The organism is Serratia bockelmannii, from assembly GCF_051803255.1.
Lineage (GTDB): Bacteria > Pseudomonadota > Gammaproteobacteria > Enterobacterales > Enterobacteriaceae > Serratia > Serratia bockelmannii.
In genome coordinates, this window is sequence record NZ_CP196512.1 from 5,198,117 (window position 1) to 5,216,793 (window position 18,677).

At 58.6% G+C, this 18,677-nt stretch carries 20 protein-coding genes; 9 read left to right on the plus strand and 11 right to left on the minus strand.

The window, feature by feature from the left end:
* Window positions 1-234: 234 nt before the first annotated feature.
* The 8 genes from pstS to ACSJLU_RS24670 all read left to right on the plus strand — a co-directional run bounded on the left by pstS (window position 235) and on the right by ACSJLU_RS24670 (window position 7,331).
* Window positions 235-1,275, plus strand: coding sequence for a phosphate ABC transporter substrate-binding protein PstS (gene pstS, locus ACSJLU_RS24635; RefSeq protein ID WP_043140725.1), 1,041 nt, complete (start codon window positions 235-237; stop codon window positions 1,273-1,275).
* A gap of 91 nt (window positions 1,276-1,366) precedes the next feature.
* Window positions 1,367-2,323 carry a phosphate ABC transporter permease PstC gene (pstC, locus tag ACSJLU_RS24640; protein ID WP_016929615.1) on the plus strand — a complete coding sequence of 319 codons (957 nt, stop codon included), beginning with the start codon at window positions 1,367-1,369 and terminating at the stop codon, window positions 2,321-2,323.
* Window position 2,324: 1 nt separating this feature from the next.
* Window positions 2,325-3,215 carry a phosphate ABC transporter permease PstA gene (gene pstA / locus ACSJLU_RS24645; protein ID WP_025304746.1) on the plus strand — a complete coding sequence of 297 codons (891 nt, stop codon included), beginning with the start codon at window positions 2,325-2,327 and terminating at the stop codon, window positions 3,213-3,215.
* A gap of 54 nt (window positions 3,216-3,269) precedes the next feature.
* Window positions 3,270-4,040 (plus strand): phosphate ABC transporter ATP-binding protein PstB, encoded by a 771-nt coding sequence (gene pstB, locus ACSJLU_RS24650; protein ID WP_016929614.1) that lies wholly within the window; start codon window positions 3,270-3,272, stop codon window positions 4,038-4,040.
* Window positions 4,041-4,051: 11 nt separating this feature from the next.
* Window positions 4,052-4,786, plus strand: coding sequence for a phosphate signaling complex protein PhoU (phoU, locus tag ACSJLU_RS24655; RefSeq protein WP_033636521.1), 735 nt, complete (start codon window positions 4,052-4,054; stop codon window positions 4,784-4,786).
* A gap of 168 nt (window positions 4,787-4,954) precedes the next feature.
* A complete protein-coding gene (locus ACSJLU_RS24660) occupies window positions 4,955-5,794 on the plus strand; it encodes an ABC transporter substrate-binding protein (protein ID WP_380827230.1) in 840 nt (279 codons plus the stop codon).
* 81 nt (window positions 5,795-5,875) lie between these two features.
* A complete protein-coding gene (locus ACSJLU_RS24665) occupies window positions 5,876-6,589 on the plus strand; it encodes an amino acid ABC transporter permease (RefSeq protein WP_025304748.1) in 714 nt (237 codons plus the stop codon).
* A 1-nt stretch (window position 6,590) separates the two neighbouring features.
* Entirely contained in the window at window positions 6,591-7,331 is a 741-nt protein-coding gene (locus ACSJLU_RS24670) for an amino acid ABC transporter permease (RefSeq protein WP_004933841.1), read from the plus strand.
* Here ACSJLU_RS24670 and yieH read toward each other — a convergent pair.
* Both yieH and ACSJLU_RS24680 read right to left on the minus strand, forming a co-directional pair.
* Complete coding sequence (yieH, locus tag ACSJLU_RS24675) at window positions 7,328-7,996, minus strand: 6-phosphogluconate phosphatase (RefSeq protein ID WP_025304749.1); 669 nt, start codon at window positions 7,994-7,996, stop codon at window positions 7,328-7,330. The two genes, ACSJLU_RS24670 and yieH, sit on opposite strands and share 4 nt — an antisense overlap.
* 46 nt (window positions 7,997-8,042) lie before the next feature.
* Complete coding sequence (locus ACSJLU_RS24680; RefSeq protein WP_016929609.1) at window positions 8,043-8,447, minus strand: NUDIX hydrolase; 405 nt, start codon at window positions 8,445-8,447, stop codon at window positions 8,043-8,045.
* A 232-nt stretch (window positions 8,448-8,679) separates the two neighbouring features.
* On the opposite strand from ACSJLU_RS24680, the gene ACSJLU_RS24685 reads away from it, so the two are divergent.
* On the plus strand, window positions 8,680-10,017 hold the full coding sequence (locus ACSJLU_RS24685; protein WP_004933851.1) for an NCS2 family permease: 1,338 nt from the start codon (window positions 8,680-8,682) through the stop codon (window positions 10,015-10,017).
* A gap of 34 nt (window positions 10,018-10,051) precedes the next feature.
* Here ACSJLU_RS24685 and ACSJLU_RS24690 read toward each other — a convergent pair whose 3' ends face one another.
* From ACSJLU_RS24690 to rpmH, 9 genes are all read right to left on the minus strand, one after another.
* Window positions 10,052-11,104, minus strand: coding sequence for a hypothetical protein (locus ACSJLU_RS24690; protein ID WP_025304751.1), 1,053 nt, complete (start codon window positions 11,102-11,104; stop codon window positions 10,052-10,054).
* A gap of 77 nt (window positions 11,105-11,181) precedes the next feature.
* Window positions 11,182-11,748, minus strand: coding sequence for an NADPH-dependent FMN reductase (locus tag ACSJLU_RS24695; RefSeq protein WP_025304752.1), 567 nt, complete (start codon window positions 11,746-11,748; stop codon window positions 11,182-11,184).
* 161 nt (window positions 11,749-11,909) lie between these two features.
* The gene (locus ACSJLU_RS24700) at window positions 11,910-12,635 is read right to left on the minus strand and encodes a 4'-phosphopantetheinyl transferase family protein (protein ID WP_060434921.1); all 726 of its coding nucleotides are present in this window, start codon (window positions 12,633-12,635) and stop codon (window positions 11,910-11,912) included.
* Between the two features lie 95 nt (window positions 12,636-12,730).
* Window positions 12,731-14,044 (minus strand): lysine N(6)-hydroxylase/L-ornithine N(5)-oxygenase family protein, encoded by a 1,314-nt coding sequence (locus ACSJLU_RS24705; RefSeq protein WP_049204652.1) that lies wholly within the window; start codon window positions 14,042-14,044, stop codon window positions 12,731-12,733.
* Window positions 14,045-14,155: 111 nt separating this feature from the next.
* Window positions 14,156-15,520, minus strand: coding sequence for a tRNA uridine-5-carboxymethylaminomethyl(34) synthesis GTPase MnmE (gene mnmE, locus ACSJLU_RS24710; RefSeq protein WP_141999195.1), 1,365 nt, complete (start codon window positions 15,518-15,520; stop codon window positions 14,156-14,158).
* A 96-nt stretch (window positions 15,521-15,616) separates the two neighbouring features.
* Window positions 15,617-17,254, minus strand: a complete 1,638-nt coding sequence (yidC, locus tag ACSJLU_RS24715; RefSeq protein ID WP_025304756.1) for a membrane protein insertase YidC — start codon at window positions 17,252-17,254, stop codon at window positions 15,617-15,619.
* Between the two features lie 2 nt (window positions 17,255-17,256).
* The gene (yidD, locus tag ACSJLU_RS24720) at window positions 17,257-17,514 is read right to left on the minus strand and encodes a membrane protein insertion efficiency factor YidD (RefSeq protein ID WP_004933881.1); all 258 of its coding nucleotides are present in this window, start codon (window positions 17,512-17,514) and stop codon (window positions 17,257-17,259) included.
* Window positions 17,478-17,837 (minus strand): ribonuclease P protein component, encoded by a 360-nt coding sequence (gene rnpA / locus ACSJLU_RS24725; RefSeq protein WP_004933883.1) that lies wholly within the window; start codon window positions 17,835-17,837, stop codon window positions 17,478-17,480. The genes yidD and rnpA overlap by 37 nt, the downstream gene beginning before the upstream one ends.
* 17 nt (window positions 17,838-17,854) lie before the next feature.
* Window positions 17,855-17,995 (minus strand): 50S ribosomal protein L34, encoded by a 141-nt coding sequence (rpmH, locus tag ACSJLU_RS24730; protein ID WP_000831330.1) that lies wholly within the window; start codon window positions 17,993-17,995, stop codon window positions 17,855-17,857.
* Between the last annotated feature and the right edge of the window lie 682 nt (window positions 17,996-18,677).

An 18,677-nucleotide genomic window follows, 5' to 3' on the forward strand; every position in this document is an offset into this window, starting at 1 on the left:
TTCAAGCGGATAGGCCGCGCCAAAACGGTTTTTTTATTGCTTGGCAAATGTGCTGTTTCACAACTAACTTTTTGATTTATAGATAAAACAATACCCATCAAACGCACTGTAATATAACTGTCATATTGCGTACATTTTTCTGTCACCAAACTGTCCTATTTTCCCTCCTGCAGCAATACTTACTCTGATTAAAACGACTCGAAGTCGATTTTAAGTATCCCATTAGGAGGGATTATGAAACTGATGCGTACCACCGTCGCCAGTATTGTGGCAGCGACCTTCTCCCTGACCGCCGTGTCCGCGTTCGCTGCTGCCAGCCTGACCGGTGCAGGTGCGACATTCCCCGCTCCGGTTTACGCCAAGTGGGCAGATTCTTATCAGAAAGAAACCGGCAACAAAGTTAACTATCAGGGCATCGGCTCCTCTGGCGGCGTGAAGCAAATCGTGGCCAACACCGTTGACTTTGGCGCTTCCGATGCTCCGCTGTCTGACGACAAACTGGCGGCCGATGGCCTGTTCCAGTTCCCGACCGTGATCGGCGGCGTGGTACTGGCGGTGAATATCCCGGGCATTAAATCCGGCGAACTGACGCTGGACGGTAAAACCCTGGGTGATATCTACCTGGGCAACGTCAAAAAGTGGAACGATCCGGCTATCACCAAGCTGAACCCAGGCGTGAAACTGCCTGACCAGAACATCGCCGTGGTGCGCCGCGCCGACGGTTCCGGCACCTCGTTCGTGTTTACCAGCTACCTGTCCAAGGCCAACGCGCAGTGGAAAGAGAAGATTGGCGCCGGTTCTACCGTTAACTGGCCGACCGGTCTGGGCGGCAAAGGCAACGACGGCATCGCCGCCTTCGTTCAGCGTCTGCCTGGCTCTATCGGCTACGTAGAATACGCTTACGCCAAACAGAACAACCTGGCTTACACCAAGCTGGTATCCGCCGACGGCAAACCGGTTAGCCCGACCGAAGAGAGCTTCAGCAACGCGGCCAAAGGCGTGGATTGGAGCAAGACCTTCGCTCAGGATCTGACTGACCAGAAAGGCGACAACGTGTGGCCAATCACCTCCACCACCTTCATTTTGGTGCACAAAGAGCAGAAAAACCCTGCTCAGGGTGCCGAAGTGCTGAAGTTCTTCGACTGGGCTTATAAAACCGGCGCCAAGCAGGCGAACGAGCTGGATTACGCCACCCTGCCGACAGAAGTGGTTGAGCAGGTGCGCGCGGCCTGGAAAACCAACGTAAAAGACAGTTCAGGTAAAGCGCTGTACTAACAACGCAGGGGCGCGGGTTCGCCGCGCCCCACACAGTTCTTCAGGCTCCGATCCCGGTTGGGGCTGCCAGGGTTCAAACAGAGAGTAATCTATGGCTGAGTACAAGCCGACCATCAAAGCACCGGGCAAAAACGGTGACATCATTTTCAGCGCGCTGGTGAGACTGGCTGCGCTGATTACCCTATTGTTGCTGGGCGGCATCATCGTTTCGCTGATCTTCGCCTCCTGGCCAAGCATGCAGAAATTCGGCTTCGCCTTCCTGTGGACCAAAGAGTGGGACGCACCGGCGGAGCAGTTCGGCGCGCTGGTGCCGATCTACGGTACCGTGGTCACCTCGCTCATCGCGCTGATCATCGCCGTGCCGGTGAGTTTCGGCATCGCGCTGTTCCTGACCGAACTGGCGCCGAACTGGTTGAAGCGGCCGCTGGGCATCGCCATTGAGCTGCTGGCGGCCATCCCAAGCATCGTCTACGGCATGTGGGGCCTGTTTGTGTTCGCCCCGCTGTTCGCCGAATACTTCCAGACGCCAGTGGGCGACGTGCTGTCGGGCATTCCTATCGTCGGCGAGCTGTTCTCCGGCCCGGCCTTCGGCATCGGTATCCTGGCCGCCGGGGTGATCCTGGCGATCATGATCATTCCTTACATCGCTGCGGTGATGCGCGACGTGTTCGAACAGACGCCGGTAATGATGAAAGAGTCGGCCTACGGCATCGGCTGCACCACTTGGGAAGTCATCTGGCGCATCGTGCTGCCGTTCACCAAAAACGGCGTCATCGGCGGCGTGATGCTGGGCCTGGGCCGTGCGCTGGGGGAAACCATGGCGGTGACCTTTATCATCGGCAACACCTACCAGCTCGACAGCGCTTCGCTGTATATGCCGGGCAACAGCATCACCTCGGCGCTGGCCAACGAATTCGCCGAAGCTGAGTCCGGCGTGCACACTGCCGCGTTGATGGAGCTGGGCCTGATTCTGTTTGTTATCACCTTTATCGTGCTGGCGCTGTCGAAACTGATGATCATGCGTCTGGCCAAGAATGAGGGGCGTTAACATGGCGACGATGGATATGCAAAACGCAGTCGTTCTGGCGGAAAGCCGCCGCAAAATGCAGGCCTGGCGCCGGCAGAAAAACCGCCTCGCGCTGTTCCTGTCGATGGCGACCATGGCGTTCGGGTTGTTCTGGCTGATCTGGATCCTGATCGCCACCGTCACCAAAGGCTTCGACGGCATGTCGCTGGCGCTGTTCACCGAGATGACCCCGCCGCCGAATACCGCAGGCGGCGGCCTGGCCAACGCTATCGCCGGCAGCGGCCTGTTGATCCTGTGGGCGACCCTTTTCGGTACGCCGCTGGGCATCATGGCCGGCATCTACCTGGCGGAATACGGCCGTAAATCCTGGCTGGCGGAAGTGATCCGCTTTATCAACGACATTCTTTTGTCCGCACCGTCGATCGTGGTGGGCCTGTTCGTTTACACCATCGTGGTGGCGAAGATGGAACACTTCTCCGGCTGGGCCGGCATCGTGGCGCTGGCGCTGCTGCAGGTGCCGATCGTCATTCGTACCACCGAGAACATGCTGAAACTGGTACCGGATACGCTGCGCGAGGCCGCTTATGCCCTGGGTACGCCGAAATGGCGCATGATTTCCGCCATCACGCTGAAGGCGTCGGTGTCCGGCATCATCACCGGCGTGCTGCTGGCGATTGCACGCATCGCGGGGGAAACCGCACCGCTGCTGTTCACTTCGCTGTCGAACCAGTTCTGGAGCACCGACCTGATGCAGCCGATCGCCAACCTGCCGGTGACCATCTTCAAATTCGCCATGAGCCCGTTCGCCGAATGGCAACAGCTGGCCTGGGCCGGGGTGCTGTTGATCACCCTGTGCGTACTGTTACTGAATATCCTGGCGCGCGTGGTTTTCGCCAAGAAAAAGCATTCATAAAATTTTGAGCGCCGCTTTGGCGGCGCTGATGAAAAGAGAGAAGTCTTGATGAGTATGGTTACTGACGCTTCCAGCAGCAAAATTCAGGTACGCGATCTGAACTTCTACTATGGCAAATTCCATGCGCTGAAGAACATCACGCTGGATATCGCCAAGAACAAGGTCACCGCGTTTATCGGCCCGTCCGGCTGCGGCAAATCTACCCTGCTGCGCACCTTCAACAAGATGTACCAGCTGTACCCGGAACAGCGTGCGGAAGGCGGCATCCTGCTGGACGGCCAGAACATCCTGACCGACAACTCGGATATCGCACTGCTGCGCGCCAAGGTCGGCATGGTGTTCCAGAAGCCGACGCCGTTCCCGATGTCGATTTATGACAACATCGCCTTCGGCGTTCGCCTGTTTGAAAAGCTGTCGCGTGCCGATATGGACGAGCGCGTACAGTGGGCGCTGACCAAAGCGGCGCTGTGGAATGAAACCAAGGACAAGCTGCACCAGAGCGGCTACAGCCTCTCCGGCGGCCAGCAGCAGCGTCTGTGCATCGCCCGCGGCATCGCCATTCGTCCGGAAGTGTTGTTGCTGGATGAGCCTTGCTCGGCGCTGGATCCGATCTCCACCGGCAAGATTGAAGAGCTGATCAGCGAGCTGAAGGCTGATTACACCGTGGTGATCGTGACGCACAACATGCAGCAGGCGGCGCGCTGCTCCGACTCTACCGCATTTATGTATCTGGGCGAGCTGATCGAGTTCAGTGATACTGATAACCTGTTCACTGCGCCGCAGAAAAAGCAGACTGAAGACTACATCACTGGCCGTTATGGTTGATAGGAAGCATCATGGATAACCTGAATTTAAACAAACACATTTCCGGCCAGTTCAACGCAGAGCTCGAGCATATCCGCACCCAGGTGCTGACCATGGGCGGGCTGGTGGAGCAGCAGCTGACCGACGCCATCACCGCGATGCACAATCAGGATGGCGAGCTGGCCAAGCGCGTGATCGAAGGCGACGCCAAGGTCAACATGATGGAAGTGGCGATCGATGAAGCTTGCGTGCGCATTATCGCCAAGCGCCAGCCGACCGCCAGCGATCTGCGTCTGGTGATGGCGATCATCAAAACCATTTCCGAGCTGGAGCGCATCGGCGACGTGGCGGACAAGATCTGCCGCACCGCGCTGGAGAAGTTCTCGCACCAGCACCAGCCGCTGCTGGTCAGCCTGGAGTCGCTGGGGCGCCACACCGTGCAGATGCTGCACGACGTGCTGGACGCCTTCGCGCGCATGGATCTGGACGAGGCGATCCGTATTTACCGGGAAGATAAAAAAGTCGACCAGGAATACGAAGGCATCGTGCGTCAGCTGATGACCTACATGATGGAAGATTCGCGCACCATTCCGAGCGTGCTGACCGCGCTGTTCTGCGCCCGTTCTATCGAGCGTATCGGCGACCGCTGCCAGAACATCTGCGAATTTATCTTCTATTTCGTCAAAGGGCAGGATTTCCGTCATTTGGGTGGCGATGCCCTGGAAAAGCTGCTCTCCCCGGGCGGTAAAGACGACAAAGCCGACTAACCCTTTCCGGGTAATATCCTTCAAAGGCGCGGTTTCCCGCGCCTTTATTCCATCTTAAACGCGTAAAGATAAAAAGGTTATAAATATAGCTTTTTATATTATTTCCTGACCTATGTGGCGCTTGCTAGCTTATCCGCCAGCAGGACATCAACCACTTAGGAGCTTTCTATGAAACATCGCGCTTTGGCCTTAACGTTGTTAGCCAGTCTGACCGGCCTCGCCGCCGGTGCCGCGCACGCGGACAAACTTGACGATATCAAGCAAGCCGGCGTGATGCGCATCGCGGTGTTCGACAGCAACCCGCCGTTCGGCTACATCGATCCGCAGAGCAAGAAGCTGGTGGGCTACGATGTGGATGTCGCCGACGCGATCGGCAAAGCGCTGGGGGTGAAAGTGGAGCTGCGCGCCACCAACCCGGCCAACCGCATTCCGCTGCTGGTGTCGAAGAAGGTTGACCTGATTGCCGCCAACTTCACCATTACCGACGAGCGCGCCAAGGAAGTGAACTTCAGCGTGCCGTACTTCGCCACTGGCCAGAAATTCATCGCCCGCAAAGGCGTGTTGAAAACGCCGGAAGACATCAAGAAGCTGCGCATCGGCGCGGATAAGGGCACGGTGCAGGAAATCACCCTGCGCGAGCGTTTCCCGACGGCGAAAGTGATCTCCTACGATGATACCCCGCTGGCATTTGTGGCACTGCGCAACGGCAACGTGCAGGCGATCACTCAGGACGACGCCAAGCTGGTCGGCCTGCTCGGCAACCTGCCGGCGGCGCAAAAGGCGGAGTTTGAAATTTCGCCGTTCAGCCTGACCAAAGAGTATCAGGGCGTCGGCATTCCCAAGGGTGAAGATCGCCTGACCGCCGCGGTGAACGAGACGCTGATCAAGCTGGAAAAAGACGGCGAAGCGGTTAAGATTTACGATCGCTGGTTCGGGCCGGAAACCCAATCCGCTCAACCGCGCGGCGATTTCAAAATCGCGCCTTTGGATCAGCAACCAAAAGCCTGACTTAACCGCTTGCGGTGAGATAGGCACGGAGGGGCGCAGCTTGCTGCGCCCCTGATGCATTCTGCAAGACAAGGATTGAACATGAACCTGGACTGGCTGCTGGCGCCGCAATACCTGAGCTGGCTGTGGCATGGCTTTCTGCTGACGCTGTGGCTTTCCGCCTGCGCGGGCCTGGCGGCCACGTTGCTGGGCTTTGTGCTGGCGGCGATGCGCGACAGCAGCCTGCGGCCGTTGCGTTGGCTGGCGATGGGGTACAGCTCGCTGTTTCGCAATACGCCGCTGCTGGTGCAGCTGTTCTTCTGGTACTTCGCCGCCGGGCAGATCCTGCCGTCCGCCGCCATGCAGTGGCTGAACAGCTCACATCAGGTCGGCCCGCTTGAGTGGCCGTCGTTCGAGTTTCTCGCCGGTTTCTTTGGCCTGACGCTCTACTCCACCGCCTTTATCGCCGAAGAGATCCGCTCCGGCATTCGCGGCGTCGCCGGCGGGCAGAAATATGCCGCTCAGGCGCTGGGACTGACCGGCTGGCAGGCGATGCGCTACGTGGTGTTGCCGCAGGCGCTGAAAATCGCGCTGCCGCCGCTGCTGGGGCAATACATGAACGTGATCAAGAACTCGTCGCTGACCATGGCGATCGGCGTTGCCGAACTCTCTTACGCCTCGCGTCAGGTCGAAACCGAAACCCTGCGCACCTTCCAGGCGTTCGGCGTGGCGACGGTGCTGTATATCGCCATCATCGCGCTGCTGGAAGGTTGGGGCATGTGGCGACAACAGCGTAAACCGCTGGGAGGACATTGAGATGGATTTCAGCGTGATTCACGACAACCTGGGTTACCTGCTGTGGGGCACCTGGCCGGACGGGCCGCTGGGCGGCGCGGCGCTGACGTTGGCGATCAGCCTGATGGCCGGAGTGGCCTCGGCGGTGCTCGGCACCTTACTCGGCGTGGCGCTGGCGATGTCACGCGGTGTCGCCGCCGGGCTGCTGGCGGCGGTGTTGGGCTTTTTCCGCGCCATTCCGGTCATCATGCTGATCTTCTGGACCTATTTCCTGCTGCCGATGGTGTTTGGCGTCGAGATCCCGGAAATCACCACCGTGGTGTGCGCGCTGGCGTTGATCGCCTCGGCCTATCTGGCCCATGCGGTGAAGGCCGGCATCGCCGCGATCGGCCCCGGCCAGTGGCAGGCCGGGCTTTCTCTGGGGCTGACGCGCTGGCAGACGCTGCGCATGATCGTGCTGCCGCAGGCGCTGCGCATGATGGTGCCGTCGTTCATCAACCAGTGGATTTCTCTGATCAAAGACACCTCGTTGGCTTATATCGTCGGCGTTGGCGAATTGACCTTCCTGGCGACCCAGGTCAACAACCGCAGCATGGTCTATCCGATGGAAGTGTTCCTGTTTGTGGCGCTGGTTTATTTCGTGTTCTGCCTGGCGCTCGATCTGTTGGCCAACGCGGTCAACCGCCGCTTCGGCGCGCAAACCCGCGCGCTGAAACGGTCCTGGCGCTGGTGGCGCAACAAGCCGCCGTTGCCGGCCAGTTAATCGGCCGTGAGCCGCCAGCCTCGTTCGCGCCACAGCGCGGGCAGTTGGGCCAGGTCGTCAAACGTGGTCACCAGCGGGTGGTCAATCGGCGGGTTATGCGGATCGGCGCAGAAGTAAAAGACCGGGATGCCGGCATGGATGCCGGCCTGCGCGCCGGCGGGCGAATCGTCCACCAGGATGCAGCGCGTCACCGGCACCTGCATCTGTTCGGCGGCGTGAAACACGATCGCCGGATCCGGCTTCCAGCGCTGAATGTCATAGCCGCTGAATAACCGGTCATCAAAATAAGGCAGCATGCCGGTTAGGCCGAGCGAATGCTGCATCTTGCTGACCGGCCCGTTGGAGACGGTGCAGACAGGCACCGTTATCTGCGCCAGCAGCTCGCGGGCGCCGGCAATCTGTTGCAGTTCGCTGTCGAACAACCGCGCCACTTCCTGCCGATACAGCGGCTCCAGTGTCTCTTTGGCCAGGTCAGTGCCCTGCTCGGCGTTGACCCGATCGATGATCTCGTACAGCTTCACCCCTTTGTATTTCTTGAATACCTCTTCCAGCGACAGATGAATGCCGTAGTGGGCGAACATGTGCACATAGGCTTTGCTGCACAGCACTTCGCTGTCTACCAGCGTGCCATCGCAGTCGAACAAAATGCAGTCAATCTGATTCATGCGGGACAGGTTCCTTCGGGTTAACGCCGCTGAGGCCGCTCAGCGATCACTTGATCAGGTTACGCGCCTTGAGATCGTGCAAAATCAGCGCGGCGACGTGTGAGCACTGCGGCAGATCGCGACTGTCGCACCACTTCAGCTCGGCGATTTCGGCGGCCGGCTGCAGCTGCCCGGTAAAGTCGGCCTGGTAGCAGCGAATGCGTACCTGGGTGCCGTCCTGCTTGCCGTCCGCCGGGCCGGTGAATTCGCCGTAAAACGCGATGGATTGCGACAGCAGCGCAACGGTCAGCTCTTCGTCGATTTCGCGGCACAGCGCCTGTTCGTCGGTTTCGCCCGCTTCGCGCTTTCCGCCCGGCATATAAAACAGCGTCTTATTGTGTGAGCGCACCAGCGCCACTTTGTCATCTTTCAGCGCGATCAACGCCAGCTTATCGATAAAGGTCGAAGACATGCGGGCTCCTGTTTTTAACGGATAGGGATAGAGGGGCGATAGGCCATTTTATCGGCCGTGCCGGCAAACGGCAACGCAGCGGGCGGCAAGGGGGATGAATGCCTGTAAATACAAGCCGTTGACGCGTTTAGCCGTAAAGACGGCGAAAAAAACCTGTGACCGACATCAAAAGCCCCACTTTTTGTTATAGGATAGCCGGCGACTGTCCATTCCCATTTTCGGAATTCTGATAATGACCAAACCAGTATCTGGCCTTGACGCTGAGCAAGGCTTGCTTGGGCGCGTGTTTAAACTCAAGCAACATGGCACGACGGCGCGTACGGAAACGATTGCCGGTATCACCACCTTTCTCACCATGGTGTATATCGTGTTCGTTAACCCGCAAATTTTGGGCGCGGCGGGCATGGATACCCAGGCGGTATTTGTCACCACCTGTTTGATCGCCGCCTTCGGCAGCATCTTTATGGGCCTGCTGGCGAACCTGCCGGTGGCGCTGGCGCCGGCGATGGGCCTGAACGCCTTCTTCGCCTTCGTGGTGGTCGGCGCGATGGGCATCTCCTGGCAGGTGGGGATGGGCGCCATCTTCTGGGGGGCGGTCGGCCTGCTGTTGCTGACCATTTTCCGCATTCGCTATTGGATGATCGCTAACATTCCGGTCAGCCTGCGGGTCGGCATTACCAGCGGCATCGGTCTGTTCATCGGCATGATGGGGCTGAAAAACGCCGGAATCGTAGTGGCTAACCCGGACACGCTGGTGACCATCGGCAGCCTGACCTCGCACAACGTGCTGCTGGGGGCGCTCGGCTTCTTCATCATCGCCGTGCTCTCTTCGCGTAACTTCCACGCGGCGGTGCTGGTGTCGATCGTGGTCACCACCCTGATCGGCTGGATGCTGGGCGACGTGAAATACGGTGGCCTGTTCTCCCTGCCGCCGAGTATCACCTCGGTGGTGGGCCAGGTCGACGTGGCCGGCGCACTGAACATCGGGCTGGCCGGGGTTATCTTCTCGTTTATGCTGGTGAACCTGTTCGACTCTTCCGGCACCCTGATCGGCGTTACCGATAAAGCCGGCCTGACCGACAACCAGGGCAAATTCCCGCGTATGAAGCAGGCGTTGTACGTTGACAGCATCAGCTCAGTGGCCGGTTCGCTGGCGGGTACCTCTTCCGTGACCGCTTACATCGAAAGCTCGTCCGGCGTCGCCGTCGGCGGCCGCACCGGTTTGACGGCGGTGGTCACTGGCCTGCTGTTCCTGCTGGTGATCTTCCTGTCGCCGTTGGCGGGTATGGTGCCGGCTTACGCTGCCGCCGGCGCGCTGATCTATGTCGGTGTACTGATGACCTCCAGCCTGGCGCGGGTGAAGTGGGACGATCTGACCGAAGCGGTACCGGCATTTGTCACCGCGGTGATGATGCCGTTCAGTTTCTCGATCACCGAAGGTATCGCGCTCGGCTTTATCTCCTACTGCGTGATGAAGCTCGGCACCGGCCGCTGGCGTGAAATCAGCCCGTGCGTGGTGGTGGTGGCGCTGCTGTTCGTACTGAAAATCGTCTTTGTCGACGGCCATTGACAGCCAAAGGGCCGACGTCTGTCGGCCCTGAACGCTAGACTCCCGGCGTCGCGTCCGGCGCCTGGTCCAACACCCACTGCAACGGCCGCCTGAAGCGCGCCTGCCAACTGCCGGCGGCATCCTCGCCCTGGGCGAAGTGCAGCGTCTCTACCTGGTTATCCTCTCCAAACAGATTGGCGAAGTGCAACGCCAGCGCCTGCTCGCTGAAGTTCTGCCGATCGTAATACGCCATCACGATTTTCTTTTGCGCCGCCAGCGACTGCTGGGCCGGCTTGATCTCCCCGTTGGGGGCGATCAGGAGCGCGCCGGCGTAAAACTGCGGGTACTTCGCGATCAGGTTGGCGGCGTGCAGTGCACCCTGGCCGCGGGCGCTGAGGTAAATCCGTTGGGTATTCAGCTTTAGCTGCGGAGCCAGCTGTTGCAGCGTACGCTGAATGGCGGTTTGGGTGCTCTCATCGCTGTAATTCGACCAGCGGAAGCTGTTTTCCGACAGCATCTGCGTGCCGTTGATCTCGATGTAGGCTACGCCCATTTCGCCGAACAGCAGCCGTTCTTCGGGGCTGATAGCGGCGGCTTTGCCGTAGGTATGCAGGAAGATCACCGTTGGCCAGCCTTCGGGCGGTGCTTCGCCGTCCGGCATCGCGTAGCTGGCTTTGCCTTCATAGCGGCGAGCGTGCTGCAGATAGCGCGCTTTGGTGGCGGCCAAAATGGATTGGTAGGTGGCGGAATGTTGAATGCTGTTGAAGGCGTCGTCCTCCAGCAGGTTGTAGTAGTACCACAGGCCGCGGTCGGCGCTCAGCTGCAGGTAGCGTTCCGCCAGCTCGGTTTGCCCTTTCTCTGCCGACGACACCGCCAACTGGTAGGGCGCCCAGACATTGCGGCCGTCTTCGCGCATCAGTGTCAGGTACAGCGACATGGCGCCCAGCTTTTTGTCTTCCTGGTTTTGCGCGGATCGCGACAGCTGGGCGTTGAGCGCACTGTGTGCCGGCAGCTCCAGCGGTTCTTCACCGGCGGGATAACGCATGTCTGCGGCGAAAGCGGGACTGGTGATGGAAACAAAAAATAACGCTAAAATGAAAAAATACATGATGCTATGGCTTTAATTTTCAATGAATTGACGGACTTCATGTCCTGTTGCGGCGCCCGGTGGGCGCCGCGAGACGGTCACTCCACGCGGCGAATAAAATCGCTGAACGCGGACAGCTGGCCGGTCAGGAAGTCCAGCGTTCCCTGATCGCTCAGTTCACCGGCCTGTTCATCGACCTTGCTCTGGATCACGCCGCCCATAAACTCAGGCTTGTTCATTACCATCGCATCGAGGAATACCAGGATCTGGCGCAGATGGTATTGGCAGCGCGCGCCGCCGATCGGCCCCATCGAGCTGGTTTGAATGGCGACCGGCTTGCCGGCCAGCGGCTGATTCGGCAAGCGAGACAGCCAGTCGATGGCGTTCTTCAACCCGCCGGGCACGGAATAGTTATATTCAGGGGTGACGATGATCACGCCGTCGGCCTGGCGGATCTGTTCGGCGATCGCCTCGACAGCGGCAGGGAAGCCTTCACCCTGTTGCATGTCGGCGTCGTACAGTGGGATATCGCGGATGGAAGGTAGCGCTTCAATGGTGACGCCCTGCGGAGCCAGCCCTGGCAGGGCGCGGGCCACCATGGCGTTGTAAGAGCCTTTACGCAGGCTGCCAAGCAGAGTGACGATTTTTAAGGCTTGGTCTGACATGATGATTCTCCCTTTCGAATGAGCAGATTCAGCGTACAACATGGGCGAATAGTAGGCTAAAGCGCGGGTCGAGAATAGGCGATTGCTCAACATTTAGCTGTCTTTACAATTTAATCCAGCGACTCGAGCGGTAAAGACAGCGTTATCCGCTTTGCGCCGCGTTAACCGGGCGTCTTCAGGCCCGTCAGTTTAACGAAGCGCGAGGACGCCGCCGGGCTGCGCGGTGAGATTTCCCCGTCTTTGTGCAGTCCACCGCGCTCTTCGTAGCGCCAGCACAGCAGGCGATCCAGCCCAGGGCTGCCGGCGCAGGCCCAGCTCAGGTATTCGTCGGCGTCGCTCATTACCTGAACGTCCGGCGTGGCACTGGAGCGCAGGTGGCCGGAGAAGGGATGCAGACGCAGCGTAGACTGGCCGCTGTTACCGAGGCCGGAAATTTTCAGCACGCTTTGCCGGATGCTCCACAGCTGAGTTTCTGCCTCCAGCCGATCGTCCTGCGCACCGATCCAGGCACTTTCTGCCGGTGTCTGATGCGCGTGTTGCAGCGCGCTTTGCCGGGTGCCGCGCGCCCGCATCACTTCGATATCCAGTCCGACCTTGCCCTCGTCGCTAAGCAGTACACCCACGGTGTTGCTGGCGTAGGCGAGGCTAAAATCGGGCAGCTGATGATCGGCGAAACAGGGGCGGCCGGTCGGCGTGGTGGCTATAAGGGGGAGCGTCGGCAAGCCGTACAGGTAGAACATCATTTCGGCGAGCAGAATGCGCCCTTGCAGGTAGCGCGTGCGGCGCTTAACGGAAAAGGTGCGGGTGGCGGCTATCACTTCGTCGGAGAGTCTCTGGGTATCCAGGACAGCGGAGGCCGGGGTCCATCGGGCAAAATGACACGCCATTGTTCACTCCATGACAGAGGGTCGCTAAGAACGCAGGGGTGTTAGATTAAGACTAAGTTGAGGATTTATCATCAAAAAACACTATGCGGATTATCCTATTTATTAACGATGGAAGAGGTATCGTCCGACGCGGCATCGCTCCACCATTGGATCATTGATGCGTTCGGTGCCAAATCAAAGTATGGCTTGCCCAGCAAGTGATTGAGGATGCGCGCTGAACGCCAGGCCATCAGGCTCAGTCCGCCTTCTGCGCTGCCGTGGCTGTGTATCCCGGCATTTACCGCATAAATTCGATTTTGCTCAGGCCCGAGCCATTCAAGATTAAAATTCGGCAGCAGCGGTAGATGCTGCTTCGAATCGAGCGGGATGCGCGGCACCAAGGGTTTCAGGTACGCGGGCAGAGAGGCGCGATAGCCGGTGGCGAGAATGACGATATCAGCCCTGAAACTTTCCCGGCGATTTTCCAGACCGTGAAGCGTGCGCAGATGAAAAGCCTCATCCATTGATTCGACGGTCAGTAGAGTACGATGGGGCAGTAAACGCACATTGCGTGCCTGGCGCATCACGTCAAAACGCATATAAAGCTCACGGTACAAGGTTCGCAGCGTATGATTGCTGATGCCGTCTGCCGGCAATTTCTGTGTTTTGATTTCACGTGCGCGGATCTCGGCCGGCAGCGTATAGAAATAGTCGACGTATTCAGGAGTGAAATATTCGTTGGTGAAGGGAGACTCGTCCAGCGGCTGAAAATTGGGACGACGCGAGAGCCAATCCAGCTGTGCCGGCTCGCCCCAGTGTCCCTGCAACGCGTTCAAAAAAACATCGGCGCCGCTTTGGCCGCCGCCCACCACCATAACCCGCTTGCCGCTGAAGTCTGGATTGCGAAGGGCTATTTCGGCGGCATGCATGCAGTTTTCACCCAGCGCCGGGTAAAATGCTTCCGGCAACCAAGGGTCATGTCCGGTACCCAGACAGATATTTTTCGCCCACAGGGTCTGGTTGTGGGTACATACCTTGAACAAACCTTTTTCATCGTCGAAATCAATACGCTCTACGGACTGTGAAAACTGTAGCCCGTCTAACCTTTCGCAGGCCCAACTCAGGTAGTCGGAAAATTCTTCCCGGCTGATAATTTGCTGCTCGGTGATTAAAAAACGATAAATTTTTTTCTGTTCGACCAAGTAATTAATAAATGAAAATTGGCTGCGTGGGCTGACGGCGGTAACCAGATCCTGAAGTACATAGGTTTGCATATAAGCTGAGGGTAGCAGCATACCGGGATGCCAACGGAAGCTGGCGTTACGATCGAGAAAGGTATAATTGACGGCGCCGCTTTCGGCGGCCAGAGCGGCCAGACTGAGATTGAAAGGCCCCAACCCCACGCCGATCAAGTCTAAAGGTTCGTTCATGTAAGCTTATCTCTCACGCAGCAAAATTGATGAGATAAGCTTAGGTGAGTTTTGATGCCGCCGGGAGAAGTAACATGCGGGCGCCGAGTAGGATACGGCGCTCGCAGTCGATTATTTCCCGATACAGAAGCTTGAGAAGATACGGCCCAGCAGATCGTCGGAGGTGAATTCGCCGGTGATTTCACTTAGGGCCAGCTGCGCCTGGCGCAGTTCCTCGGCCAGCAGCTCCCCCGCGTAAGCGCTCACTAACTGTTCTTTACCCTGCACCAGATGCTGTGCCGCCAGTTCCAGTGCCTGCAGGTGGCGACGGCGCGCCAGGAAGCCGCCTTCCATATTGCTGGTGAAGCCCATGCTCTGTTTAAGATGATCGCGCAGCACATCGACGCCTTCGCCGGTGCGGGCCGACAGGCGAATAAGTGAGTGGTTGTTCACTTCCGTCAGACCCAGCGCTTCACCGGTGATGTCGGCCTTGTTGCGCACCACGGTGATAGGTAGCGTGCCTGGCAGGCGCGCCATAAACTCCGGCCAGATCGCCGCCGGCTCGGTGGCGGCGGTGGTGGTGCCGTCAACCATAAACAGCACTCTGTCGGCCTGTTCAATCTCGTTCCACGCACGTTCGATGCCGATGCGTTCCACTTCGTCGCTGGCGTCGCGCAGGCCGGCGGTGTCGATGATGTGCAGCGGCATGCCGTCGATATGGATATGTTCGCGCAAGACGTCGCGAGTGGTGCCGGCGATATCGGTCACGATCGCCGCCTCGCGCCCGGCCAACGCATTGAGCAGGCTCGATTTACCTGCGTTGGGGCGCCCGGCGATCACCACCTTCATCCCTTCGCGCAGCAGGCTGCCCTGGCGCGCTTCGCCGCGCACGTTGTCCAGATCCGCCATTACGTCGTTGAGCTGCGCCTCGATTTTACCGTCGGACAGGAAGTCGATTTCTTCGTCCGGGAAGTCGATTGCCGCTTCCACGTAGATTCGCAGGTGAGTGAGCGCTTCCACGAGCTGGTGGATGCGGGTGGAAAACGCGCCTTGCAGCGAGTTCATCGCCGAACGTGCCGCCTGCTCGGAGCTGGCGTCGATCAAATCGGCAATCGCTTCGGCCTGCGCCAAATCGAGTTTGTCGTTGAGAAATGCGCGCTCGGAGAACTCGCCGGGCCGTGCGATGCGCACGTCAGGGAGCGCCAGCACGCGCTTGAGCAACAGATCGAGGATCACCGGCCCGCCGTGGCCCTGCAGTTCCAGCACGTCTTCGCCGGTAAAGGAGTTCGGCCCCGGGAACCACAGCGCGATGCCCTGATCGAGGGTGGCGCCCGTGGCGTCGCGGAACGGCAGATAGTCAGCGTAGCGCGGCTTCGGCAGCTTGCCGAGCAACGCCTGGGCGACGTCTTTGGCCTTGCTTCCGGAAATGCGCAGAATGCCGACGCCGCCGCGTCCCGGCGGGGTGGCTTGGGCAACGATGGTATCGGTGGTGCTCATAACGGTTCTCTCTGACGATTAAGATGCAAAAAGGCGGTCTAATGACCGCCTTTGGGGTGACTGCAAGGGTCGGCGCGCCGAACCCCTACAATACGCTTAGCTTTTTTTCTTGTCGCGGCTGTGCAGACCGCGTTTTTCCAGACCACGGTAAATCAGCTGCTGCTGCAGGATGGTCACCAGGTTACTGACGATGTAATACAGCACCAGACCGGACGGGAACCACAGGAAGAACACTGTGAAGATCACCGGCATGAAGGTCATGATTTTCTGCTGCATCGGGTCAGTCACGGTGGTTGGCGACATCTTCTGAATGAAGAACATCGTCACGCCCATCAGGATTGGCAGGATGTAGTACGGGTCTTGCGCCGACAGGTCATGGATCCACAGGGCGAACGGCGCGTGGCGCAGCTCGACCGAGCCCATCAGCATGTAGTACAGCGCCAGGAAGATCGGCATCTGAATGATCAGCGGCAGGCAGCCGCCGAGCGGGTTCACTTTCTCCGACTTGTACAGCGCCATCATCTCTTGGCTCATGCGCTGTTTGTCATCGCCGATGCGCTCGCGCATCGCCTGCAGCTTCGGCTGCAGCATGCGCATTTTCGCCATCGAGGTGTACTGCGCCTTGGTCAGCGGGTACATGATGCCGCGCACGATGAAGGTGATGATGATGATGGAGAAGCCCCAGTTACCGATAAAGCCGTGGATGAACTTCAGCAGTTTGAACAGCGGCTGGGAGATGAACCACAGCCAGCCGTAATCCACGGTCAGGTCCAGGTGCGGCGCCAACTGGGCCATCTGGTCCTGCAGCTCCGGGCCGACCCACAGGGTCGCGTTCAGCTGCTGCTGAGCGCCAGGCTGCACCACGACCGGGGTAGATTTGAAGCCGATGGTGGACAGGTTGTCACCCGGTTTGGCGGTGTAGAAGGTGTTGTCACCTTTGGTCGCCGGTACCCACGCGGTGGCGAAGTACTGCTGCAGCATGGCGACCCAACCGTCTTTGGTGGTGACGCTCAGGTTTTCGTCTTTGTCGAACGCGTATTTCTGGTACTTGTCCTCGCTGGACGAGTACGCCGCGCCGCGGAAGGTGTGCAGCGCGAAGTTGCTGCTGCCGGTGTCGCGGTGCTTAGGCAATTCGGTGGTCTGCTTCAGCTGGCCGAACAGGGTCAGCTCCAGCGGCGTCGCGCCTTTGTTGTCGATGCTGTAATCCACGCCGACCGCATAGTGATTGCGTTTGAGCACGAAGGTCTTGGTGTAGATCGCGCCGTCTTTATCGGTGTAGGTCAGCGGGATGCGCAGCTCGTCCTGGCCTTCCGGCAGGGTGTAGCTGTCCTGCGCCGCCTGATACAGCGGGCGCTCGCCGTTGGCCGGGTTGTCCGGGCCGTTTTTACCGGTCAGGCCGCTTTGTGCCTGATAGACGAACGACGGAGTGGTTTCCAGCAGTTGGAACGGAGTCGATGAACCCAGGGTATCCGGGTAGGCCAACAGTTTAGCCTGCTCGATATCGCCACCACGGGTGTTGATGGTCAGTGACAGCACGTCGGTGTTCACGGTAATCAGCTTACCCTGACCACTGGCTGGCACGGCCTGGCTGGCGGCATCACCGGCTACTGCGTTCGAAGTCTGTTGCGTGGTCTGTGCGGCCGGCTGCGGAGCATTGTCCGTTTGCCATGCCTGCCAGATCATGAAAGACACGAACAGCAGAGCGATGAGGAGAAGATTGCGTTGCGAATCCATCGTTAGTGTTCTCTGTTATCGTCGGTTTTTGGCGGCACCGGATCATCGCCACCTGGGTTCAAAGGGTGGCATTTTAATACGCGTTTCAATGCTAACCAACTGCCTTTTATCATGCCAAACCTGCTTAATGCCTCAATTGCGTAATGAGAGCATGTCGGCTGGAAGCGACAACGAGGCCCTAGCAGCGGACTGATGACGAGCTGATAGGCCCGCACCAGCCCGATCAGGATGCGGGAGCCTGGCGACAGTGGCGACGCCATAATTTATCCAAAGCTTCCGTCAGCGCGCGGTTATCCAAATCCGCTATCCCCTTTTTGGCCACCACGACAAAATCCATCGCCGGTAATTCGTGCTGACGCAAGCGGAAGCTTTCGCGGGTTAGGCGTTTGATCCGATTACGCTCGTGCGCGCGTTTGACGTGTTTTTTGGCGACGGTAAGACCGATGCGGGGATGCCCCAGCTGGTTCAGGCGGCCGAGGATGGTGATTTGCGGCGTGCCAGCCCGTTGTGGCTGCTGGAAGACGAAAGTGAAATGAGTGGGAGTTAACAAACGTAACTCCCTGGGAAAAGCGAGCTTAACCACTCAGCGGGTTAGCTTTATTACTTAGAAACAGTCAGACGAGCACGGCCTTTCGCACGACGGCGGGCCAGAACTTGACGACCATTTTTGGTGGCCATACGAGCACGGAAACCGTGGCTACGGTTGCGCTTCAATACGGACGGTTGGAAAGTGCGTTTCATAGCGATTTCTACCTAAACTTAAAATAATTACTGATCAGTAAACGCGTTTGGCTACTCGGCGTGAAGATGACCGACGCCTCAATCGCAATACATAAAGAAGCGGGATTGTAATAATTGTACAGTCCTGAGTCAATTCGCATCGCGCCAGCCTACCTGGTTGTCTGCCAATAACGGAACAAAATCCGGTCTTGGCCCGTGGTCACCGCAGAATCCTGTCTGGCTAATGACGCACCATAAGGAACCAGGTATCACACGTAGGGCGAAGATTATACGGACTCGGGGTGAAATCGCAAGGATCCCCGTGAGATCCTTTGCGCGCGATCCCAGGATCCGACGTGGATAACAGGGTATAACCGGTTGACAATGTAAAAAACGCGGCGCAGCGGCCGGGATCTGCGCGGTCATTCGGTGTTGGCGGTGAAAAGATCGCCGCCGGCCGCGGCCTGTGGATAAAATGGATCTAATCTGTGAGGAAGGGGAGGATCTCTTGCTCGGATTGCGCTATGATCCGTCATTCCGATCGCGATCCCTCATGCCGGGATCGTGAGGGACACAAACCGTGAAAGGCGGTTCGCATCCCCCACAGGCAAACAGCCGATGCCGGGTATGTGTCAAAAATCATGAGTTATAAAAAAGTTGCCCGTTTCTTTTCTTTATTGATCTTGTTCGAGTGGAGTCCGCC